This is a genomic window from Paraburkholderia sp. BR14374 (assembly GCF_040948685.1).
GTDB classification, from domain to species: Bacteria; Pseudomonadota; Gammaproteobacteria; order Burkholderiales; family Burkholderiaceae; genus Paraburkholderia; species Paraburkholderia youngii.
The window spans coordinates 128392-149055 of the sequence record NZ_JBFPKF010000002.1 but is presented as its reverse complement, the minus strand read 5'-3'; the positions used below and the strand labels follow the sequence as shown (position 1 = coordinate 149055).

23 protein-coding genes are annotated in these 20664 nt (G+C 64.4%); 16 read left to right on the top strand and 7 right to left on the bottom strand.

The window, feature by feature from the left end; genetic code table 11:
- Positions 1-140 precede the first annotated feature (140 nt).
- Positions 141-1724 (top strand): glutamine-hydrolyzing GMP synthase, encoded by a 1584-nt coding sequence (gene guaA, locus AB3X86_RS04620; RefSeq protein WP_368595095.1) that lies wholly within the window; start codon positions 141-143, stop codon positions 1722-1724.
- A 129-nt stretch (positions 1725-1853) separates the two neighbouring features.
- On the opposite strand, the gene AB3X86_RS04615 is transcribed toward guaA, so the two are convergent.
- Entirely contained in the window at positions 1854-2042 is a 189-nt protein-coding gene (locus tag AB3X86_RS04615; protein WP_368595414.1) for a hypothetical protein, read from the bottom strand.
- Here AB3X86_RS04615 and AB3X86_RS04610 point away from each other — a divergent pair.
- The 6 genes from AB3X86_RS04610 (at position 1974) to ldcA (ending at position 5165) form a co-directional block, all read left to right on the top strand.
- Entirely contained in the window at positions 1974-2153 is a 180-nt protein-coding gene (locus tag AB3X86_RS04610) for a hypothetical protein (protein WP_368595402.1), read from the top strand. The genes AB3X86_RS04615 and AB3X86_RS04610 overlap by 69 nt on opposite strands.
- A gap of 83 nt (positions 2154-2236) precedes the next feature.
- A complete protein-coding gene (locus AB3X86_RS04605; RefSeq protein ID WP_368595094.1) occupies positions 2237-2836 on the top strand; it encodes a 2'-5' RNA ligase family protein in 600 nt (199 codons plus the stop codon).
- A 1-nt stretch (position 2837) separates the two neighbouring features.
- The gene (locus tag AB3X86_RS04600) at positions 2838-3029 is read left to right on the top strand and encodes a hypothetical protein (RefSeq protein ID WP_368595093.1); all 192 of its coding nucleotides are present in this window, start codon (positions 2838-2840) and stop codon (positions 3027-3029) included.
- A gap of 53 nt (positions 3030-3082) precedes the next feature.
- On the top strand, positions 3083-3484 hold the full coding sequence (locus tag AB3X86_RS04595) for a DnaJ family domain-containing protein (protein WP_176125601.1): 402 nt from the start codon (positions 3083-3085) through the stop codon (positions 3482-3484).
- 113 nt (positions 3485-3597) lie between these two features.
- Positions 3598-4212, top strand: a complete 615-nt coding sequence (gene tadA / locus AB3X86_RS04590) for a tRNA adenosine(34) deaminase TadA (protein WP_368595401.1) — start codon at positions 3598-3600, stop codon at positions 4210-4212.
- Positions 4213-4238: 26 nt separating this feature from the next.
- The gene (ldcA, locus tag AB3X86_RS04585) at positions 4239-5165 is read left to right on the top strand and encodes a muramoyltetrapeptide carboxypeptidase (RefSeq protein ID WP_176108311.1); all 927 of its coding nucleotides are present in this window, start codon (positions 4239-4241) and stop codon (positions 5163-5165) included.
- A 113-nt stretch (positions 5166-5278) separates the two neighbouring features.
- Here the strand turns inward: ldcA and AB3X86_RS04580 are convergent, their stop codons facing one another.
- A complete protein-coding gene (locus tag AB3X86_RS04580; protein WP_368595092.1) occupies positions 5279-5467 on the bottom strand; it encodes a hypothetical protein in 189 nt (62 codons plus the stop codon).
- A 15-nt stretch (positions 5468-5482) separates the two neighbouring features.
- On the opposite strand from AB3X86_RS04580, the gene AB3X86_RS04575 reads away from it, so the two are divergent.
- From AB3X86_RS04575 to AB3X86_RS04545, 7 genes are all read left to right on the top strand, one after another.
- Positions 5483-6196, top strand: coding sequence for a GntR family transcriptional regulator (locus AB3X86_RS04575; RefSeq protein WP_368595091.1), 714 nt, complete (start codon positions 5483-5485; stop codon positions 6194-6196).
- 369 nt (positions 6197-6565) lie between these two features.
- Complete coding sequence (locus tag AB3X86_RS04570) at positions 6566-8047, top strand: NCS1 family nucleobase:cation symporter-1 (protein ID WP_368595090.1); 1482 nt, start codon at positions 6566-6568, stop codon at positions 8045-8047.
- A gap of 55 nt (positions 8048-8102) precedes the next feature.
- On the top strand, positions 8103-8897 hold the full coding sequence (locus tag AB3X86_RS04565) for an aspartate/glutamate racemase family protein (protein ID WP_368595089.1): 795 nt from the start codon (positions 8103-8105) through the stop codon (positions 8895-8897).
- 210 nt (positions 8898-9107) lie between these two features.
- Positions 9108-10058 carry an allantoinase PuuE gene (gene puuE / locus AB3X86_RS04560; RefSeq protein WP_368595400.1) on the top strand — a complete coding sequence of 317 codons (951 nt, stop codon included), beginning with the start codon at positions 9108-9110 and terminating at the stop codon, positions 10056-10058.
- The gene (gene uraD, locus AB3X86_RS04555; protein WP_368595088.1) at positions 10055-10576 is read left to right on the top strand and encodes a 2-oxo-4-hydroxy-4-carboxy-5-ureidoimidazoline decarboxylase; all 522 of its coding nucleotides are present in this window, start codon (positions 10055-10057) and stop codon (positions 10574-10576) included. Before puuE ends, uraD begins: the two co-directional genes overlap by 4 nt.
- 67 nt (positions 10577-10643) lie before the next feature.
- On the top strand, positions 10644-11654 hold the full coding sequence (alc, locus tag AB3X86_RS04550) for an allantoicase (protein ID WP_368595087.1): 1011 nt from the start codon (positions 10644-10646) through the stop codon (positions 11652-11654).
- A complete protein-coding gene (locus tag AB3X86_RS04545) occupies positions 11651-12163 on the top strand; it encodes an ureidoglycolate lyase (protein WP_176368916.1) in 513 nt (170 codons plus the stop codon). Before alc ends, AB3X86_RS04545 begins: the two co-directional genes overlap by 4 nt.
- A 95-nt stretch (positions 12164-12258) precedes the next feature.
- Here the strand turns inward: AB3X86_RS04545 and AB3X86_RS04540 are convergent, their stop codons facing one another.
- The 4 genes from AB3X86_RS04540 to uraH all read right to left on the bottom strand — a co-directional run bounded on the left by AB3X86_RS04540 (position 12259) and on the right by uraH (position 15855).
- Entirely contained in the window at positions 12259-13605 is a 1347-nt protein-coding gene (locus AB3X86_RS04540) for a type II toxin-antitoxin system HipA family toxin (RefSeq protein WP_368588680.1), read from the bottom strand.
- Positions 13602-13868 (bottom strand): helix-turn-helix transcriptional regulator, encoded by a 267-nt coding sequence (locus AB3X86_RS04535; protein WP_008920757.1) that lies wholly within the window; start codon positions 13866-13868, stop codon positions 13602-13604. Before AB3X86_RS04535 ends, AB3X86_RS04540 begins: the two co-directional genes overlap by 4 nt.
- A gap of 269 nt (positions 13869-14137) precedes the next feature.
- Positions 14138-15331 (bottom strand): urate hydroxylase PuuD, encoded by a 1194-nt coding sequence (locus AB3X86_RS04530; protein ID WP_176125567.1) that lies wholly within the window; start codon positions 15329-15331, stop codon positions 14138-14140.
- A 170-nt stretch (positions 15332-15501) separates the two neighbouring features.
- Positions 15502-15855: a hydroxyisourate hydrolase gene (gene uraH / locus AB3X86_RS04525; RefSeq protein WP_184227198.1), complete on the bottom strand. Its 354-nt coding sequence runs from the start codon at positions 15853-15855 to the stop codon at positions 15502-15504.
- 499 nt (positions 15856-16354) lie between these two features.
- On the opposite strand from uraH, the gene AB3X86_RS04520 reads away from it, so the two are divergent.
- Complete coding sequence (locus tag AB3X86_RS04520) at positions 16355-17743, top strand: 8-oxoguanine deaminase (RefSeq protein WP_368595086.1); 1389 nt, start codon at positions 16355-16357, stop codon at positions 17741-17743.
- Positions 17744-17825: 82 nt separating this feature from the next.
- Here AB3X86_RS04520 and AB3X86_RS04515 read toward each other — a convergent pair whose 3' ends face one another.
- Complete coding sequence (locus AB3X86_RS04515) at positions 17826-18758, bottom strand: LysR substrate-binding domain-containing protein (RefSeq protein WP_368595085.1); 933 nt, start codon at positions 18756-18758, stop codon at positions 17826-17828.
- 272 nt (positions 18759-19030) lie between these two features.
- Between AB3X86_RS04515 and AB3X86_RS04510 the strand changes: the two genes are divergently transcribed.
- Positions 19031-20629, top strand: a complete 1599-nt coding sequence (locus AB3X86_RS04510; RefSeq protein ID WP_368595084.1) for an ABC transporter ATP-binding protein — start codon at positions 19031-19033, stop codon at positions 20627-20629.
- Positions 20630-20664 lie beyond the last annotated feature (35 nt).

Genomic DNA, 20664 nt, shown 5'->3' with positions numbered 1-20664 from the left:
TGGTCGGGCCTTCGTGCTTCATCGCAATGTTTGCTGTCAGCGCCGCGCCGAGACCGTCGCCGCGTGGACCGCTTTGAATTCGTCGCCGCGCCTCGTGCGCGGCATTCCGTATCCGCTCACTTCTGATTCCGTCCGCTGCCATGCATGACAAGATCCTGATTCTCGACTTCGGTTCGCAAGTCACCCAACTGATTGCACGTCGCGTTCGCGAAGCCAACGTGTATTCGGAAATCCATCCGTACGACGTCGACGCGTCGTTCATCCGCGACTTCGCGCCGAAGGGCGTGATTCTGTCTGGCGGCCCGAGCTCGGTCACCGAGGAAGACACGCCGCGCGTGCCGCAAGCCGTATTCGAACTCGGCGTGCCGGTGCTCGGCATCTGCTACGGCATGCAGGCGATGGCGCAGCAGCTCGGCGGCAAGGTCGACATCGGCCATCTGCGCGAATTCGGCTACGCCGAAGTGCGCGCGCGCAACCATACGAGCCTGCTCGAAGGCATCAGCGACTTCACCACGGCCGAAGGCCACGGCATGCTCAAGGTGTGGATGAGCCATGGCGACAAGGTGCTGGAAATGCCGCCGGGCTTCGCGCTGATGGCATCGACGGAATCGTGCCCGATCGCCGCGATGGCCGACGAACAGCGCCGCTTCTACGGCCTGCAATGGCATCCGGAAGTCACGCACACGGTGCAGGGCCGCGCGATGCTCGAGCGCTTCGTGCTGCAGATCTGCGGCGCGAAGGCCGATTGGGAAATGGGCCACTACATCGACGAAGCCGTCGCGAAGATTCGCGAGCAGGTCGGTAACGAGCACGTCATTCTGGGCTTGTCGGGCGGCGTGGATTCGTCGGTGGCGGCGGCGCTGCTGCATCGCGCGATCGGCGATCAGCTGACCTGCGTGTTCGTCGATCATGGCCTCTTGCGCCTGAACGAAGCCGAGCAGGTGATGGCGCTGTTCGCCGATCACCTCGGCGTGAAGGTGATTCACGTCGACGCGAGCCAAGCATTCCTCGGCAAGCTCGCGGGCGTGACCGATCCGGAAGCGAAGCGCAAGATCATCGGCGCGGAGTTCGTCGAAGTATTTCAGGCCGAAGCCGGCAAACTGACCGACGCCAAATGGCTGGCGCAAGGCACGATCTATCCGGACGTGATCGAATCGGCGGGCAAGGGCAAGAAGGCCGCGCAAACCATCAAGAGCCACCATAACGTCGGTGGTCTGCCGGAGACGCTGAACCTGAAGCTGCTCGAGCCGCTGCGTGAGCTGTTCAAGGACGAAGTGCGCGAGCTTGGCGTGAAGCTCGGTCTGCCGCACTCGATGGTGTATCGCCATCCGTTCCCGGGCCCGGGTCTGGGCGTGCGGATTCTCGGCGAAGTGAAGCGCGATTTCGCGGACCTGCTGCGCCGCGCGGACGCGATTTTCATCGAGACGCTGCGCAACACGATCGACAAGGAAACCGGCAAGTCGTGGTACGAGCTGACGAGCCAGGCGTTCGCGGTGTTCCTGCCGGTGAAGAGCGTCGGCGTGATGGGCGATGGCCGCACCTACGAGTACGTCGTCGCGCTGCGCGCGGTGCAAACGCTCGACTTCATGACCGCGCATTGGGCGCATCTGCCGCATGAACTGCTCGGGCATGTGTCGAACCGGATCATCAACGAAGTGCGCGGGATCAACCGGGTTGTCTATGACATCTCCGGCAAGCCGCCTGCGACAATCGAGTGGGAGTGATCAGCCGTCCCGACCGTACCGGCACGACCTGGCAACACAACACATCAAAGCCCGCGTTTTCGCGGGTTTTTTTGTTTTGGGCCGCTGGATTCGCAGGTTTTGAACGGCGCCGCGATTGACGCGGGCATGTCAGACCAGATCGAGCCGCGCCCCCATCTCGACGACACGATTCGGCGGTAACCCCAGGTGGGCGGTCTTGGCCTCGCGATTTTTCCGGGAATTCCGCTGGCGTCGTTTTCGCAACGCGATTTGATCGCGCGCCGGCTCGAAGCGCCGCTCGTTACGCGCGACGTGAATCTGATCCGACGCGCCGAGCATTCGTTGTCGTCGGCCGCTCAGTCCTTCATCGAGCTTTTGGTACAAGCGCATCGGCAAGCCGGCCGGCCAGTGGCGCGCTGTGATTGCGCATGGGCCTGTCATACTGTATGAATATACAGTAACATGGCTGCAATGGGCCGCTTGTGCGGCGGTATGCGAATCGGCATAAAAATTCAGCTAGGGAACGAGGCGCGATGCCTGAACAACTGTGGTTGCCCGGGCTAGAGGCGCCGCCCCCGCCCACCGACGGGCTCTTTTTCGCGGTTTATCCCGATGCCAATACCGCGGCCGGCATGGCGAAGTTCGCGCAACAGCTTTGCGCGGAGGTACGCGGGCGCAGCGGCGTGCGCGGCAAAGCGCTCGCGGCGAACCGTTTGCACGTGACGCTGAGGCATCTCGGCAATTTCGCGGGCGGCTTGCCGGCGGATGTGGTCGCGGCGGCGAAACGGGCGGCCGCCGCGGTCAGCATGGCGCCGTTTACGGTCGAATTCGACGCGATCGCCAGCTTCGCGAAAAAGCCGCGGCTCGGGCCGGCGGTGCTCGTCGGCGAGCACGGTGTGCGCGGACTGCAGGCGCTTCACGATGCGCTCGAAGCGAGCTTGCGGGACGACGGCATCGAGCCCGATGCACGTTTTACGCCGCACGTGACGCTGGCGTACGGGATGCCGTGGATCGAGCGCCGTCCGGCCGAGCCGGCATGCTGGAACGTGCGCGAGTTTGCGCTGATGCACAGCCTGCTGGGACGATCCAAACATATCGTTCTCGCGCGCTGGCCGTTGGTGGGGCGAAGCTGAGGTGGGACGGCTGATCGGTTTGAACGACATCGCGGCATCGGCTTCGACGAGAGGAAAAATCATGGCTTGCCGCGCCAGTCAAGCGCTGCGCGCGTCGTACGGCTCGATGACCTACTCTAAGTCGACGCTGAAGCACCGTCAAACGCCGAATAGCCGGCAAATCGGCGCTTTTATGCCGTCCGGGGAGCACTGAACGCGCGTGCACTCCCTGATAGAATGCTCGGGCCGCAACGTAGTGGATTGCAGATGAAATTGCTTGATGCGCTTGTCGAACAGCGTATTGCCGCCGCCGCCGCGCGCGGAGAGTTCGACGACTTGCCGGGCGCGGGCGCGCCGCTGGCCCTCGATGATGATGCGTTGGTGCCGGAAGAGGTGCGCGTCGCCAACCGGATTCTGAAAAACGCGGGCTTCGTGCCGCCCGCCGTCGAGCAGCTTCGCGCGTTGCGCGACCTGCAAACGGAGCTGAATGCCGTGAGCGATCAGGCGACCCGTTGCCGTCTCCAGGCCCGCATGCTCGCGCTCGATATGGCGCTCGAATCGCTGCGCGGCGGCCCGATGGTCCTGCCGCGCGAATATTGCCGCCGCATCGCCGAACGTCTGTCGGAACGCGTGGGCAATGTCGATGTGGCGGGAGCAGGTTCACAGTGAACGAGCCGCTCGCGTGTCCCGCCTCGATCGGCTCTTCGGCGCAAACCGAGGACGGCGAGAAATCCGTTGACGCTAGCATCGGCGCAGTGTCCGCGCCGGCGGCTGATCGGCCTGTGGCCGGTCCTGCCATCCCTCCCGGAAATTCCGAAGCTCCCATCGTCTCCGAACGCGACTTGCGCTTCATGGCGCTCGCTCAGGCCGCCGCCGAAGAAGCGCGCGCGGCCGGCGAAGTACCGGTCGGCGCGGTGCTGGTGCGCGGTGACGAAGTCATCGCCACGGGCTTCAATCATCCGATCGGCGCGCACGATCCGTCCGCGCACGCCGAAATGGTTGCGCTGCGCGCCGCCGCGCAGTCGCTCGAAAACTATCGTCTGCCGGGTTGCGAGCTCTATGTGACGCTCGAGCCTTGCCTGATGTGCGCCGGCGCGATCATGCACGCGCGCATCGCGCGTGTCGTGTTCGGTGCGCGCGATCCGAAAACCGGCGCGTGCGGCAGCGTGGTCGATGCGTTCGCGAATCCCCAGCTGAACCATCACACGACGGTCAGCGGCGGTGTCCTCGAAGCCGAATGCGGTGCCGCGCTCAAGTCGTTTTTTGCCGAGCGGCGTCGCGCGAGCCGCGCAGCGCGCGCGGCGGCTCGTGGTGAAGTGGCTGAAGGGTCCGTTGGCACCGCCACTGACCCCGCAACACCCCCAAGCAACGAACCGCTCCCAACCACGCCGCTCTAAAACAACAACGCCCAACGGGTCTCGCCATGACCGCTCATCGCACCATCGAATTGATTGCGCCATCCGGCTATCCGCATGATCCGGAGGTGTTGCATCGCGCGTTACATCGGCTGCGGGCGCAGGGGCATCGTGTCGACGGCGAGGCGGCCGCGAAGCGCCGCTACCAGCGCTTCGCCGGCACCGACGGCGAGCGCGCGGCCGATCTGAACCGGCTCGCCGATCCATCGCGCGAGTTGCCCGATGTCGTGCTGGCGGTGCGCGGCGGCTACGGCGCGGTGCGGATTCTGCACGGTCTCGACTACGAAGGCCTGCAGCGGCGGCTCACCGATCAGCCGATCGCGCTCGTCGGTCACAGCGACTTCACCGCGATCCAACTGGCGCTGCTCGCGCGCGCCGGCTTGAAGACCTTTGGCGGCCCGATGCTGATGAGCGATTTCGGCGCCGAGGAGCTCAGCGAATTCACGATGCGGCATTTCTGGTCGGCATTGACGCAGCCGACCCTCACGATCGCGAGCAACACGCCGCAAGCGCAGAACGTCGATGTGACGGGCACGCTGTGGGGCGGCAATCTGGCGGTGGTGGCGTCGCTGGTCGGCACGCCGTACATGCCGCCGGTGCAGGGCGGCATCCTGTTCGTCGAAGACGTCAACGAGCAGCCGTTCCGCATCGAGCGGATGATCTATCAGCTGCATCTGGCCGGCATCCTCGCGCAGCAGCAGGCGCTCGTGCTCGGCGACTTCACGGGCGGCAAGCCCTACGACTACGACAATGGCTACGACCTGCAGGCGATGGTCGAGCAAGTGCGCTCGCTGATCGGCATTCCAGTCGTGACGGGGCTGCAGTTCGGGCATGTCCACAACATGGTGACGCTGCCGGTTGGCGCTAATGCGCATCTGGTCGCGAATGCGCATGGCTTCAGGCTGACGGCATCGGGCTATCCGAGCCTTGGCTGAAGCCCGCGTGGGTGGGGCAGAGGCGGGCGGATCGGCGCTTTTTTTCGCGTTATTAACGCAACTAACTGTCTGCTTATGCAGCTCACCACCACTCAAACCCGTCGTCAATGTTTTCAATTTTTGTTGACAAAATCCCAGCCGCCAACAGTCGGCTTCGCGCCGTGAAAACGGGTAATATTTCCGCCAGACAGCCGCGCAGCTTGACTTGCAGGCCTTTCCTGACGCAACGCAGCACAAGAACTGTCGAAAATCGACGCAAAAATTGTTGACAATATTTGTGTCCATCCTATGATGACCAACATACCGAGACGCCAATCATGTCCGACACCGAATCAGTCGCGAACAGTTCGAAGCCCGAAGCAATCGCCGAGCGCATCCGCGCGGCGATCCTCGAGCATCGGCTGGCACCCGGCGCGAAGCTCACCGAAGCTCAGCTATGCGAAGTATTCGGCGTAAAGCGCGGCCCGATCCGTCAGGCGCTGTCGCAGCTGGCGGGTGAGCGGCTCGTCGATCTCGAGCCGAACCGTGGCGCGTTCGTCGCGAGTCCGTCGTTGCAGGAGGTGCACGAGGTGTTCGAAATGCGCCGCATCATCGAGCTGGCCGTCGTCGAAAAGATCTGTAGCGGACACGGCATGCGGCGTCTGAAGAACATCGGCGGCATGATCGGCCGGGAACGCAAGGCATTCGAAACGCGCGATTTTCCGGCATGGATCCGTTTGTCGGGCGAGTTTCATACGGAGCTCGCGAACCTGACCGGCAACTCGGTGCTGTGCGATTGCCTGAACGGGCTGGTCGCGCGTTCCACGCTGATTTCCGCGCTGTACGAATCGCTCGGACGCAGCCCGTGCTCGTTCGAGGACCACGAAGCGATTCTCGCCGCGCTCGACGCCGGCGATGCGAAGCAGGCGGCCGCGCTGATGTCGCGCCACCTGCAAAGCGTCGAGTTGAAGATGCTGGAGCGCCCCGCGCGCGGTGCTGCGGATCTGCAGGAAGTATTCGGTGCGCTCGCGCCGAAAGAAACATCCACGTAAAGAGCCGAAGCCGACTCCACCCCCAGGCTGAGGCAAGTAGCAGGCGAGCGCCCGTTGGTGGTGCGCGTCGCACTGAATTGAACTGAACCGATAGATGCACGGCACGGCGGCCTCGCGTGAGCGCCGCCGGCCTGAACACGCACGTCCGTCGCGAGACGACGGACCTTAGGGTAGCGACGCATCGCCGGAAATCCGCGGCGGCCGGCGATGCGACAACCACAAGTACGTCAGTACGGAGACACGCGCGGCACGGTCCGGGACCACGACGCCGACTTCTGCGACCCACGCAGGGCAAGAAGCGAGCAACTGGCATGGCCGATGCAATGTCCGTCGATGCGCTTTCGACGGTCCCTATCCAAAGGAGGAATCATGGCTCAGTTCAGTGCAGCGCCAGGCAGTCACCCCATCTCCAACTACCCGGACGGCACGGCCCAGACCGAACCGTCGATGCCGGCCGGCTACAGCGAGCGGCTCTACAACGCGGACCTCGCGCCGCTGCGCGCGCAGAACTGGACCGCGTACAACATCTTCGCGTTCTGGATGTCGGACGTGCACAGCGTGGGTGGCTATGTCTTCGCGGGGAGTCTCTTCGCGCTCGGCCTGACGAGCTGGCAGGTGCTGGTCGCGTTGCTCGTCGGCATCACGCTCGTGAACGTGCTGTGCAACCTGATCGCAAAGCCGAGCCAGCTGAACGGCGTGCCGTATCCGGTCGCTTGCCGCGCGACCTTCGGCGTGCTCGGCGCGAATGTTCCCGCGGTGATCCGCGGCCTGATCGCGGTCGCGTGGTATGGCATCCAGACCTATCTCGCGTCGAGCGCGCTCGTGATCGTCGTGCTGAAGTTCGTGCCGCAACTGCTGCCGTATGCCGACGTGCATCGGCATGGCCTGCTCGGTCTGTCGACGCTCGGCTGGGCCGGCTTCATGCTGCTGTGGGTACTGCAGGCGCTGGTGTTCTGGCATGGCATGGAGACCATCAAGAAGTTCATCGACTTCGCCGGGCCGGCCGTCTACGTCGTGATGTTCATTCTCGCCGGCTACATGGTGTATCGCGCGGGCTGGCGCAACATCGGCATCAACCTCGGCGGCGTCAAATATCACGGCATGGAAGTGGTGCCGGTGATGATCACGGCGATCTCACTGGTGGTGTCGTACTTCTCCGGACCGATGCTGAATTTCGGCGACTTCTCGCGCTACAGCAAGAGCTTTCGCAGCGTCAAGCGCGGCAACTTCTGGGGCCTGCCGGTCAACTTCCTCGCGTTCTCGCTGGTGACGGTGATCACGACCGCGGCCACGCTGCCGGTGTTCGGCGAGCTGATCACGGACCCGGTCGAAACGGTGGGCCGCATCGACTATCCGATGGCCGTGATTCTCGGCGCGCTGACCTTCACGATCGCGACGATCGGCATCAACATCGTCGCGAACTTCGTGTCGCCGGCCTTCGACTTCTCGAACGTCGCGCCGCGCCTCATCAGCTGGCGTGCGGGCGGCATGCTCGCGGCGGTCGCGTCGGTGTTCATCACGCCGTGGAACCTGTTCAACAATCCGGCCGTGATTCACTACACGCTCGACGTGCTCGGCAGCTTCATCGGACCTTTGTACGGCGTCCTGATCGTCGATTTCTATCTGATCAAGCGTCAGAAGATCGTGCTCGACGATCTGTACACGGTCGCGCCGAACGGCTCGTACTGGTATCGCAACGGCGTCAACTATCGTGCGGTGGCCGCGTTGCTGCCGGCCGCGGTGATCGCGGTGATCTGCGTGATGGTGCCGGGCCTCGACGGCCTCGCGAATTTCTCATGGTTCATCGGCGCGGGACTCGGCGCGCTGTTTTACCGGATGCTCGCGCGCTGAGCTTCATGGAGCGCCACGTTTTCGCCGCTGCAATATGAGTCGAACAGGAGTCGCCATGCGTATCAAACTGATCAATCCGAACACGACGCGCCGCATGACCGAGGCGATGGGGCGCTGCGCGCGCGAGATCGCCGCGCCCGGCACCGAAGTGATCGCCGTCAATCCGACGATGGGCCCGCCGTCGATCGAAGGCTATTACGACGAAGCGCTCGCCACACCGGGTCTCCTCGCCGAAGTCGCGGCGGGCGAGCGGGAAGGCTGCGACGGCTACGTGATCGCGTGCTTCGGCGACCCGGGTCTCTACGCGGCCCGCGAGTTGGCGCGCGGGCCGGTGATCGGCATCGCCGAGGCGGCGATGCACGCGGCGAGCGTGCTCGCGCCGGGCTTTTCGGTCGTGACGACGCTCGCTCGCACCTGCGGCATGGCCTGGCATCTGGCCGAGCGCTACGGCATGAAGCGCTTCTGCCGCAACGTGCGTGCGACCGACGTCGCCGTGCTCGATCTCGACAAGCCCGGCTCGGCGGCGCGTCGCATCATCCTCGACGAATGCCGGCGCGCGCTCGACGAGGATGGGTCGGACGCGATCGTGCTCGGTTGCGCGGGCATGGCCGAGCTATGCGCGGAGATCGAGGACGCGCTCGGCGCGCCGGTGATCGAAGGCGTGACGGCGGCCGTCAAATGGACCGAGGCACTGGTGGCGCTGCGTCTCGCGACGGCCAAGCGCGGCGACTATGCACACCCGCTCACGAAGCGCTACGACGGCGCGCTCGCCTCGTTCAGCCCCGGCCCGCTGCGGGTAAACGCCGACTCGGCGGAGACCCAGGCGGACGCGCACATACACTTGCTGTAACACGCACTATCTGCCCGGCCGTATGGGCTCACCGGGGCGTTTTCGCTACACTGGGTCAACTCGGTGCGGCGGCTTCGGCCGCCGCTGAAGCCTCCGAACGAGCGCTTGCAAAGGTCAGTTCCGGCGTCGTTGCCGAGGGGTTTCGAGCCCGAGCTTCATGCGCGAGCTTCACGCAAATTCCTGGTGCCGTCACTACCCATCCGTCAAACCATGCCACTCGACCCGAACTACCCACGCGATCTGATCGGCTACGGCCGCCACCCGGTGCACGCGAACTGGCCGGGGCGAGCGCGCATCGCGGTGCAATTCGTCCTCAACTACGAAGAGGGCGGCGAAAACTGCGTGCTGCACGGCGACCCCGGTTCCGAGCAGTTCCTGTCGGAGATCGTTGGCGCGGCGGCGTATCCGGCGCGGCACATGAGCATGGAGTCGATCTACGAATACGGCTCGCGCGCGGGCGTGTGGCGCATCCTGCGTGAATTCGAAAGACGTGACCTCGCGCTGACGGTGTTCGGCGTCGGCATGGCGATCGAGCGGAATCCGGAAGTCGCGCGGGCGTTCGTCGAACTCGGGCATGAGATCGCGTGCCACGGCTATCGCTGGATTCACTATCAGGACATGTCGCCGGAGAAGGAAGCGGAGCACATGCGCCTCGGCATGGAGGCGATCGAGCGCGTGACCGGCGTGCGGCCGCTCGGCTGGTACACCGGCCGCGACAGTCCGAACACCCATCGGCTGGTCGCCGAATACGGCGGCTTCCTGTACGACTCCGATTACTACGGCGACGACCTGCCGTTCTGGATGGACGTCGAGGTGGCGGGCGGCAAGAGCGTCCCGCAACTGATCGTGCCGTACACGCTCGACACCAACGACATGCGCTTCGCGACGCCGCAAGGCTTCAACACCGCGGACCACTTCTTCACCTACCTGCGCGACGCGTTCGACGTGCTGTACGAAGAGGGCGACGAAGTGCCGAAGATGCTGTCGATCGGCATGCACTGCCGGCTGCTCGGACGGCCGGGGCGTTTCCGCGCGCTGCAGCGCTTTCTCGATCACATCGAACAGCACGATCGCGTATGGGTATCGCGGCGCGTCGATATTGCGCGGCACTGGCACGAGACTCATCCTTATCAACAGGACAACCGCGAGGCTGCGGCATGAAGGCGATGCAATACACCCTGGACCAACTCAACAGCCTCTCGACCGACGCGTTCGTTGCGACGCTGTCGGGCATCTTCGAGCACTCGCCGTGGGTCGCGGAGATTGCGGCGCGGCAGCGGCCGTTCGCGAGCATCGACGAGCTGCATCGCAGCATGTCGCAGATCGTCGAAACCTCGGGCGAGGACAGGCAGCTCGCGCTGATCAACGCGCACCCGGAGCTGGCCGGCAAGGCCGCGGTGCGCGGCGAGCTGACCGCCGAATCGACCCGCGAGCAAAGCGGCGCCGGGCTCGCGCAATGCACGCAGGAAGAGTTCGACAAGCTGCATGCGCTCAATCACGCGTATCGCGAGAAGTTCGGCTTTCCGTTCATTCTCGCGGTGCGCGGCTACGACCGCCACGGCATCATCGCGAACTTCGAATCGCGCATGAACAATAGCCGCGCCGACGAGATGCGCGCGAGCCTCGATCAGATCTATCGCATTGCACGTTTGCGGCTCGACGACCTGATCGGCGTGTGACGCGCACCGCGTCACGCAACGAGCCGCAACGTTTTTCCCGCACCAATCGATATCAAGGACGACAAAGATGGCACTTCCGATTCTCGACCCCAACGCACCGGAATTCACGCGCCGTTACGTGAACCTGGCGGACCCGCGTCTGGGCGCGCAGGCGCTCGAGGCTAGCGACGAATTCTTCGCGCCGAAGGACCGCATGCTGAATCCGGAACCGGCCGTCTTCATTCCGGGCAAGTACGACGACAACGGCAAGTGGATGGACGGCTGGGAAACGCGCCGCAAGCGCACGACCGGCTACGACTGGTGTGTCGTCAAGCTCGCGCGGCCCGGTGTGATCAAGGGACTCGACCTCGACACCAGCCACTTCACCGGCAACTTCCCGCCGGCGGCGTCGGTGGAAGCGGCGCGTGTCGTCGATGGCGAGCCGAAACAGTCGACGCAATGGACCGAGATCGTGCCGTCCACCACGTTGCAGGGCAATAGCCACCACTACCTCGAAGTCGCCGACGCGAACGCGTACACGCATCTGCGCGTGAACATCTATCCGGACGGCGGCATCGCGCGTCTGCGTGTGTACGGTCAGCCGCAGGTGGACTGGGCGGGCGCGAGCCGCACCGAGCAGTTCGATCTCGCCGCGATGGAAAACGGCGCGTATCTGGTCGGCGCGAACAACCAGCACTTCGGCGCGGCCTCGACGCTGCTGATGCCGGGCCGCGGCGCGAATATGGGGGATGGCTGGGAAACGCGTCGTCGTCGCGAGCCGGGCAACGACTGGGCGATCATCGCGCTCGCGCAGCCGGGTGTGATCCGCAAGATCGAAGTCGACACCGCCCACTTCAAGGGCAACTATCCGGATCGCTGCTCGATCCAGGCCGCGTACGTGAAGGGAGGCACCGACAGTTCGCTCGTCACGCAGGCGATGTTCTGGCCGGTGCTGCTCGGCGAGCAGAAACTGCAGATGGACAAGCAGCATTTCTTCGAAAGCGAGATCGCGGCGCTCGGACCCGTCACGCATGTGCGCTTCAACATCTATCCGGACGGCGGTGTGTCGCGTCTGCGTCTGTGGGGTACGCTCGAATGAAAACGCTCGCCATCGAACCGCTGACGAAAGAGGCGTTCGCCGCATTCGGCGACGTGATCGAACTCGAAGGCGCGAAGCAGATTCCGATTAACCGCGGCACGACGATCCGCTATCACGACCTCGCGAAAGTCGACGTGACCGACGAGCACGGCCGCACGCTCGTCAATCTGTTTCGTGGCCAGCCGCGCGCGCTGCCGTTCGAAGTGAAGATGCTCGAGCGTCATCCGCTCGGCAGCCAGGCATTCGTGCCGCTGAACGACAAGCCGTATCTGGTCGTCGTCGCACCCGCGGGCGAACTGGACGCGGCGAAGATTCGCGCGTTCGTCACGAGTGGTTGGCAGGGCGTCAACTACGCGAAGGGCGTATGGCACCATCCGCTGATCGCGTTGGGCGAGGTGAGCGACTTTATCGTCGTCGATCGTGGCGGCGAGGGGCTGAATCTGAACGAGCAGGATCTGGCGGAGTCGCTCTGGCTCACGGAAGATGCGTTGAGCGCGGTGGCGGTTTGATGGCAATGCAGCTGCCGTGTAGCCGGTAGCGTTGCGGTTGAAAAGAAAAGCCCGCGACGTGCGTTACGTCGCGGGCTTTCTTGCATGGATCACGATCACTTGCGCCTGCCGAGCAGCGGCGAATGCCCGATGACTTCTCTTGACCGCTCGGGCGGCTCCGGCGCCGAAAATCCCGCTGCTTCGATGGCCGGCTTGAGACCCCTGAATTGCAGGCTCTTCTTTGGCGAACGCAGCGATGTCATGCCGTCGTCCCACGCATGCAGCATCTGCTTGGCGACCGTGCGCCACTGCGGTTCGTTGCGCGCTGCCTCGATCAACTCGTGACCGACGTCGACAGCCGAGTCGCACAGCGCCTCGACCATTTGCGCATATTGCCGCGGAGCGATGCCCATGCGCGTGTTGAAAAAGCGTTCCAGCGTTTTACCGGCTGCCCAGGTCTTGCGGCCGTCGATGGCGAGGCCCGGCGGATTGGCGGCGAAGCGCGGATAAGCCTGGGTCGTCACGACATCGTAGACGGGCGTGAACGCGACATCGTCGACCGACGTATAGAACAGCGCGACGTTCTTGGTGTGGCAGTCCGCATTGCGCACGACGTAGTTGGTCAGCAGATGCCAGCCGAGCTGCTGGAGCTGCGTTCGCGTGGTGTCGCGATCGAGCAGATACGCTCTTGCCGCGTTGAGCATTTTCTCGCTGGTCGAATTGTATTTTTCGTGCGGCGGCAAACCGAGCAGGCCGCACAGGTCTTCGACGCCGTACGCCGGCAGTCCTTGTGCGTCGACATCGAAGCGCTCGACGACGAGCGCCCGGCCATCGTCCGACATCTGCGTGCGCGCAACGGGCGCCACCCCCAGCCGCTCCAGCACCCGCATCGAATGGAACTCGTTGAAACCGAGAAATGGCGTGTTGTCGTCCGAACCTTTGACGATGTGACGGCTCGTTCGAATCGTCGGCTTTCCGAGCTGCAACGGTGTCGATGCGGCAGGCTGCGCTTCCGGCGCGATGAACTTCGGCACGACACCTGAAATGGCCGCTCGCGCGTATTCACGCACCAGTTGCGCGAAATGTTCGGCGGTGTTGTCGCCGTGCAGAATGTGCTGGACGTCGAGCGCCTCCAGTTCGGTGCCCGGCGCCACGCCTTCTGGCGTGACGGTGACCCGGCCGATCCCCATCGAGCCCACCACGGCGAGCAGCGACAGATCGGTTCCGTCGAGCAAGGGCCCGAATTGCTCGCGGATCAGATTCAGCAGGTAGCCCTCGGGCAGGTTCTGGCGGAAAAACGGATGTAGGTCGCGCGGCCAGCGCCAGGCCTCTTCGCGCACCGGCATCGTCAGACTGACGAAGTCGGCCGCGCTCGCGTCGCGGTTGTATTTGAGGACATAGTCGTCGCGCTCGCGAAACAGCGTGGCAACGTTCTTGCCTAGTACCTGAACGTCGAGCTTCATGGCTGCGCGTCCGGGCTGCGCTGTTCAGCGAGGATGTCTTCGAGCGTGCGGCCATGTCCATGCGCGACGAACTTGAGGTCGTAACCGGCGGCTTCGAGCAGGCGCACCAGCACGGACACGCTCATATCGTTTTTGGCGAGCGTCTCCATCCGCGCGACGGTCGTGCGGGCCACGCCCGCGCGGCGCGCAAGCTCTTCCTGCGATAGCTTGCTGTCGCGGCGTACGGCTTTCAGCATGTCCGAGACATCGGCGAGGTTGGTCATTTGTGGCCTCAGGGCGTCAAATTCAGCGTATTTGCGATTTATTGTAGCCCAAGAGCCACAATAAGGTTGTTTGTTTTTGTGCCTTTAGGGCTACGTTTTACATATCTATGGCCTATTTTGTAGCCCAAGGGCGACAAATTTAATGCATCGATGCCACTGATTGCACCCACCATCCTCCCAAACGACAACGGGCTTGCCGCTCTCGCGACAAGCCCGTACACACACCAGCCTCTACCTCGGAACCGGATCCGTGATCCGGTCAGACGTCTTTACTTCGCCGCGCCGCCTTCGAACCACGCGGCGATCTTCATCCGCTCGTCGTCGGTCATGTGCGTGACGTTGCCGAGCGGCATCGCTTTCAACGTGACCGCCTGCTGGTAAATGCGCTGCGCGTTCTGCGAGATTTCGTCGGGGGTATCCATCAGCACGCCGGCGGGTGCGCTGCCCATCATCGTCGGATGCGAGGAGTGGCAAGCCACGCAGCGCTGCTGCAGCACCGGCGCGATGTCGGCGACCTTCAGCGTCGGCGCGTTGGCGGCCTGCGCCTGCGGCACCACCGGACGCGGCATGGTCCACACGAGCGCCGTGCACATCAGCGCGACGCCGACGAGCGGCAGATACCACAACACCTGGCCGCGATGGCGCATTACGAAGAACTGACGGATCAGCGCGCCGGCCAGCATGATGACGACGAGCACCGCCCAGTTGTATGGATGCGTATAGGTCATCGCGTAGTGGTTCGACAGCATCGCGAACACGACCGGCAGCGTGAAGTAGGTGTTGTGCACCGAGCGCTGCTTGCCGCGCTTGCCATAGATCGGGTTCGGCGTGTCGCCCTTGAGCATCGCGTCGACCATCTTGCGCTGGCCCGGAATGATCACGAAGAACACGTTGGCCGACATGATCGTCGCGAGCATTGCGCCCATGATCAGATACGCCGCGCGGCCCGCGAAGATATGACAGGCGAGATACGCCGCGATCAGCACATATACGCCGACACAGACGCCGAGCAGTTTGTCGCGCGTGCCGAGAATGCGGCACAGCGAGTCATAGACGATCCAGCCGGCCGCGAGGAAACCGATCGCCGAGGAGACCGCAACCACCGGTCCCATGTCGAGCACGTTCTTGTCGATCAGGTAAGTGCTCGGCGAGAACAGATACAGCACGGTAAAGAGGCCGAAGCCCGACAGCCACGTCGTGTACGACGGCCATTTCGACCAGTGCAGGTCTTCGGGCATTTCCGGCGGCGCGACCGTGTACTTCTGCATGTTGTAGAAGCCGCCGCCGTGCACGTGCCACAGCTCGCCGAACACGCCGCGACGGCGCTGGTTCGGATCGGTCGGCGGTTTCAGGCTGTTGTCGAGCGCGACGAAATAGAACGATTCGCCGATCCATGCGATGGCGGCGATGACGTGGAACCAGCGAATCGCGAGGTTCAACCAGTCGGTGATAAAGCCTTCCATGAAACTCCTCCACTTCTGATTCGTTGTGCGCGCGATGACGTTCGACGTCGCCGGTCATCGCGCCGACTGCGGATAGAAGACGCAGCGCGGCTTGTTATGGGTATCGCGGGGCGCTTGTGCGTATTTGTGTCTGTTCGTGCCGAAGCGGACGCGGCTTGCATCCGGCAGGGCTAGCTGCCGCGATACGTGCTGTACGAAAACGGCGACACCAGCAGCGGCACGTGATAGTGCGCGCTGGCATCGGCGACGCCGAAGCGCAGCACGACGCGATCGACGAAGCGCGGCTCCGGCAAGCTGGTGCCGAGCGACGCGAAGTAGTCGCCCGCGCCGAACACGAGTTCGTACTCGCCAGCGACGAGCGCGTCGCCCTCGAGCAGCGGCTCGTCGCAGCGGCCGTCGTGATTGGTGACAGTGGTTTTGAGCGCGCGGCGCGTGTCTCCGGCGAGCGCGAAGAGTTCGACCTTGATGCCTGCGCCGGGACGGCCGTTCGCGGTGTCGAGCACATGGGTAGTGAGCTTGCCCATTCGCAATTGTCCTTGTGTGAATGCGAGGTGTCGGCGGCGGCCCGATCCATTACGTTTGCGGCGGATCGAGGCTCCACGTCAGTGGCTACATACCCGTCGGCGAATTGAAGCGAGCGCCGTGGCAGCCATTGTAAAAAGGATGCCCCGTTCAGCGCGCGAGCGATAGGAAAGATAATAGTTCGCGCATGATGGACAGCCAGTCGAAAGCCGCGCCGGCTCATCGGCCGATCGTACCGGCGCCAAAAATGCACCACTATATTGGCGGTGTGAAGTTGGGTATCGCAACCGCGCGAGTTGTCAGCGGGATTTTGGCTACCGAAGGTAAGCGCTGTGCGACACACCCGTGCAAAGGCAGGCCTTTGGCACGGCAAACCCCGAAGACGGCGATTCGCGCTGGGTAACCGGGCCAACGGCGTTCAACCGAACGCGGCGGCACGGTGGCGTGCCGCCGCATCGCGTTCGAACGGCTTTGCATGCAGGCGATCAGGCGGACAGACGAATGACGATGAATGAACCACTGAAACAACCCGGCAAAACGATGCTCGTGAAGCACGCGGACGTGCTCGTCACGATGGATGGCGAGCGGCGCGAATTGCGCGACGCCGGTCTATTTATCGAGGACAACCGGATCGTCGCGGTCGGGCCGACCGCGCAACTGCCGCAAACGGCCGATCAGGTACTCGACCTGCGCGGCCACCTGGTGATACCTGGCCTCGTCAATACGCATCACCACATGTACCAGAGCCTCACGCGCGCGATTCCCGCCGCGCAGAACGCCGAGCTGTTCGGCTGGCTGACGAATCTGTACAAGGTGTGGGCGAACCTCACGCCCGACATGATCGAAGTATCGACGCTGACCGCGATGGCCGAGCTGCTGCTGTCGGGCTGCACGACGTCGAGCGACCATCTGTATATCTATCCGAACGGCAGCCGTCTGGACGACAGCATCGCCGCGGCGCGCCGCATCGGCATGCGCTTTCATGCGGCGCGCGGCAGCATGAGCGTGGGACGGAAAGACGGCGGCTTGCCGCCCGATTCGGTGGTCGAGCGCGAAGCGGACATCCTGAAGGACACGCAGCGCCTGATCGAGACGTATCACGACGACGGCCGCTACGCGATGCTGCGCGTCGTCGTGGCGCCGTGCTCGCCGTTTTCCGTGAGCCGCGACCTGATGCGCGAATCGGCGCTGCTCGCGCGCCAGTACGGCGTGTCGCTGCACACGCATCTGGCGGAGAACGTCAACGACGTCGAGTACAGCCGCGAGAAGTTCGGCATGACGCCGGCTGAGTATGCGCACGATCTCGGCTGGGTCGGCCGCGACGTATGGCATGCGCACTGCGTGCAACTCGACGACTCGGGCATCGCGCTGTTCGCCCACACCGGCACCGGCGTCGCGCACTGTCCGTGCTCGAACATGCGGCTCGCGTCGGGCATCGCGCCGGTCAAGCGCATGCGGCTCGCGGGCGTGCCGGTTGGGCTCGGTGTCGACGGCTCGGCGTCGAACGACGCTGCGCAGATGATCGCCGAAGTGCGCCAGGCGCTGCTGCTGCAGCGCGTCGGTTTCGGACCCGATGCGATGACCGCGCGCGAGGCGCTCGAAATCGCGACCCTGGGCGGCGCCCGGGTGCTCAATCGCGACGACATCGGCGCGCTCGCGCCTGGCATGGCCGCGGATTTCGTCGCGTTCGATTTGCGTGCGCCGCAGTTTGCCGGCGCACTGCACGATCCGGTGGCGGCTCTGGTATTCTGCGCGCCGTCGCAGGTCAGCTATAGCGTGATCGACGGCAAGGTGGTGGTGAAAGAAGGGCGCTTGGCGACGCTCGAACTCGGGCCGGTGATCGAGCGGCATAACGCGCTCGCGCGGCAGCTTTACGAGACGGCAGCTTGAGCTTGTGCGGAAGGGGCGGCACTCACGCTCTGATGCGCGGATGCCGCGAGTCGTTGATATCTGAGCGGCGCCGCGTGCGGGCTCAGGGCTTGTCGATCAACGTCCGGGTCGCCTCGCCAACCAGACTGCGCAGCCAGCGCACTTCGTCGGAGTAGTGCACGCGCTCGTGCCACAGCTGGTAGTACTGCATCGGCGGGAAGTCGAGCGGCGCGGGCACCACGGTCAGCGGCAGGAACTTCGCGTAGTAGTCGGCAAAGAGGCGCGTCGTCGTGAAGATCAGATCGGATTTGATCAGCACGTACGGCGCGAGATTGAAGTAGGGCAGCGTGACGACCACATGGCGCTTCAACCGCTCGCGCGCGAGATGCACGTCGATCGCGCCGCGCTGGCCGACCGAGTACGGCGTCGGCGCGAGATGCGGTGCGTTCAGGTACTGGTCGAGCGTGAGCCCGCCACGTTTGGCGAACGGATGCGAGTTGCTCATCAGGCAGACGATCTGATCGACGAACAGGTTCGACAGATGCAATTGCTCGGGCGGCTCCGGCCAGTTGCCGACCACGATGTCGAGCTTGCCGTCCTCGAGCGCGAGTTCGTAGTCGAACGCGGGGCCGAGCGAATGGAATTCGAGCGTCGCGTTCGGCGCGGCCTGGCGAAAACGTTCGACGACTGTCGGCACGAACAGCACGTTCAGGTAGTCGGGACAGCCGATCCGGTAGCAGCGGATGGATGTGGCCGGATCGAAGTTGTGCTGCTGGAACTTGATGCGCTCGATTTCGCGCAGCGCGTTCTGCACCGGTTCGAGCAGGCGCAAACCGTATTCGGTCGGCACCATGCCGGACTTGCCGCGCACCAGCAGCGGGTCGCCGGTGATGTCGCGCAGACGGCGCAGCGCCGCGCTGATCGCGGGTTGGGACTGATTCAGTTTGACGGCGGCGCGCGTGACGCTGCGCTCCATCAGTAGCGTGTGCAACACGCGCAGCAGGTACGTGTCGATCGCCTCGCGTTGCTGGCTCATGGATTCTCCGAAATATATGTGCTGGCTGATCGAGCGGACGTAGGGGTATATGCGTTTTAATATGGACGAAAAACGACGTCAAGGGTGACATACCCGCAGAGCTTGTAGCGGCGCGGGTTTGCGGGAATTTTGTCAACTCGACTGAGTGGGTCGAATTAGGTATCGTCATTCGGTTGTGGTGACGGATCGCCCGTCGGCACGGTGGACGTCATCGACGCCGACCCGGCGATATTCAGGCAGCAAGCGGCGTCTCAAACGCACTACGGAATCTCATGAGCGACACTCCACTTAGCGACGGCGCACGACTCACCGGCCAGGCGGTGCCCCGGCTCGCGCTGACGGGCATCACCAAGCAGTACCCGGCCGTGCGCGCCAACGACGACGTCACGCTCGTCGTCGCGCCCGGCGAGATCCACGCGGTGCTCGGCGAGAACGGCGCGGGCAAGAGCACGCTGATGAAGATCATCTACGGCGCGGTGCGGCCCGATGCCGGCGAGATCCGCTGGGAAGGCGAGACGGTCGACATCGCGAGCCCGGCGGCCGCGCGCAAGCTCGGCGTCGGCATGGTGTTCCAGCACTTCTCGCTGTTCGAAACGCTGACGGTCGGCGAAAACATCGCGCTCGCGCTCGACGAACCGTTCGATCTGAAGTCCCTTGCGAAACGCATTCGCGAGGTGTCGGCCGACTACGGGCTCGACATCGATCCGCAACGGCACGTGCACAGCCTCACCGTCGGCGAGCGCCAGCGCGTCGAAATCGTGCGCTGCCTGCTGCAGAATCCGCGTCTGCTGATCATGGACGAACCGACCTCGGTGCTGACGCCGCAGGCGGTCCGCAAGCTGTTCACGACGCTGCGTCGGCTCGCGGCCGAAGGCTGCAGCATTCTCTACATCAGCCACAAGCTCGACGAGATCCAGGAGTTGTGCGACACCGCGACCGTGATGCGAGGCGGCCGCGTGACCGGCAATGTGACGCCGAAGAACGAGACGCATGCGTCGCTCGCGCAGTTGATGGTCGGCCACTCGCTGCCCGACTACACGCGGCGCGAGCACAAGCCGGGCGCGGTGCTGCTCGACGTCAGGCAGTTGTCGGTCGCGAGCGACGATCCGTTCGGCACGTCGTTGCGCGACGTGTCGTTCAGCGTGCATGCGGGCGAGATCTTCGGCATTGCCGGTGTGTCGGGCAACGGCCAGGCGGAACTGCTCGCGGCGTTGTCGGGAGAAAAGCGCGCTGAAAAACGCAGCCTGCCGGCCGACGCGATCAAGATCTGCGGCAGGCCGGCCGCGCGCCTCGGCGCGGGCCGCCGGCGCGCGCTCGGCTTTGGCTTCGTGCCCGAGGAGCGGCTCGGCCGCGGCGCGGTGCCGGCGATGAGCCTGGCCGACAACGCGTTGCTGACCGCACATCGGCAGAACATGGTCAAGTCGGGCTGGATCAGGGCGGGCGCGATGCGCGCGTTCGCGAAGCGCTGCATCGACGCGTTCGACGTGCGCTGCGGCGGCCCCGACGCGCTCGCGCAAAGTCTGTCGGGCGGCAATCTGCAGAAATACATCATGGGCCGCGAGATTTTGCAGGCGCCGAAGGTGCTCGTGGTCGCGCAGCCGACATGGGGCGTCGATGTCGGCGCGTCCGCATTCATCCGTCAGCAACTGCTCGATCTGTCGGCGCGCGGCGTCGCGATTCTGGTGATCTCGGAGGAGCTGGAAGAGCTGTTCGATATCTGCGATCGCATCGCGGTGCTCGCGGGCGGGCGGCTCTCGCCGGTGCGCGCGACCGGTGCGACCAACGCCGAGGAAATCGGCCGCTGGATGGCGGGGCTATTCGGCGACCGCGAGGGCGCGGCGCCTGCAGCAGACCAACCGGCGCATGCGTGAGGCGAGGCGTTGCCCGCCGGCCACGCCAAAACGCT

What these genes read in the sequence shown, in the direction of transcription:
- AB3X86_RS04515 (WP_368595085.1), bottom strand. Translation starts at nt 18,758, where the DNA reads ATGAGCCAGCAACGCGAGGCGATCGACACGTACCTGCTGCGCGTGTTG.
- AB3X86_RS04605 (WP_368595094.1), top strand. Translation starts at nt 2,237, where the DNA reads ATGCCTGAACAACTGTGGTTGCCCGGGCTAGAGGCGCCGCCCCCGCCC.
- guaA (WP_368595095.1), top strand. Translation starts at nt 141, where the DNA reads ATGCATGACAAGATCCTGATTCTCGACTTCGGTTCGCAAGTCACCCAA.
- AB3X86_RS04545 (WP_176368916.1), top strand. Translation starts at nt 11,651, where the DNA reads ATGAAAACGCTCGCCATCGAACCGCTGACGAAAGAGGCGTTCGCCGCA.
- ldcA (WP_176108311.1), top strand. Translation starts at nt 4,239, where the DNA reads ATGACCGCTCATCGCACCATCGAATTGATTGCGCCATCCGGCTATCCG.
- AB3X86_RS04580 (WP_368595092.1), bottom strand. Translation starts at nt 5,467, where the DNA reads ATGTTGGTCATCATAGGATGGACACAAATATTGTCAACAATTTTTGCG.
- AB3X86_RS04570 (WP_368595090.1), top strand. Translation starts at nt 6,566, where the DNA reads ATGGCTCAGTTCAGTGCAGCGCCAGGCAGTCACCCCATCTCCAACTAC.
- AB3X86_RS04510 (WP_368595084.1), top strand. Translation starts at nt 19,031, where the DNA reads ATGAGCGACACTCCACTTAGCGACGGCGCACGACTCACCGGCCAGGCG.
- uraD (WP_368595088.1), top strand. Translation starts at nt 10,055, where the DNA reads ATGAAGGCGATGCAATACACCCTGGACCAACTCAACAGCCTCTCGACC.
- AB3X86_RS04595 (WP_176125601.1), top strand. Translation starts at nt 3,083, where the DNA reads ATGAAATTGCTTGATGCGCTTGTCGAACAGCGTATTGCCGCCGCCGCC.
- AB3X86_RS04565 (WP_368595089.1), top strand. Translation starts at nt 8,103, where the DNA reads ATGCGTATCAAACTGATCAATCCGAACACGACGCGCCGCATGACCGAG.
- uraH (WP_184227198.1), bottom strand. Translation starts at nt 15,855, where the DNA reads ATGGGCAAGCTCACTACCCATGTGCTCGACACCGCGAACGGCCGTCCC.
- AB3X86_RS04615 (WP_368595414.1), bottom strand. Translation starts at nt 2,042, where the DNA reads ATGCTCGGCGCGTCGGATCAGATTCACGTCGCGCGTAACGAGCGGCGC.
- AB3X86_RS04540 (WP_368588680.1), bottom strand. Translation starts at nt 13,605, where the DNA reads ATGAAGCTCGACGTTCAGGTACTAGGCAAGAACGTTGCCACGCTGTTT.
- alc (WP_368595087.1), top strand. Translation starts at nt 10,644, where the DNA reads ATGGCACTTCCGATTCTCGACCCCAACGCACCGGAATTCACGCGCCGT.
- AB3X86_RS04530 (WP_176125567.1), bottom strand. Translation starts at nt 15,331, where the DNA reads ATGGAAGGCTTTATCACCGACTGGTTGAACCTCGCGATTCGCTGGTTC.
- puuE (WP_368595400.1), top strand. Translation starts at nt 9,108, where the DNA reads ATGCCACTCGACCCGAACTACCCACGCGATCTGATCGGCTACGGCCGC.
- AB3X86_RS04575 (WP_368595091.1), top strand. Translation starts at nt 5,483, where the DNA reads ATGTCCGACACCGAATCAGTCGCGAACAGTTCGAAGCCCGAAGCAATC.
- AB3X86_RS04520 (WP_368595086.1), top strand. Translation starts at nt 16,355, where the DNA reads ATGACGATGAATGAACCACTGAAACAACCCGGCAAAACGATGCTCGTG.
- AB3X86_RS04535 (WP_008920757.1), bottom strand. Translation starts at nt 13,868, where the DNA reads ATGACCAACCTCGCCGATGTCTCGGACATGCTGAAAGCCGTACGCCGC.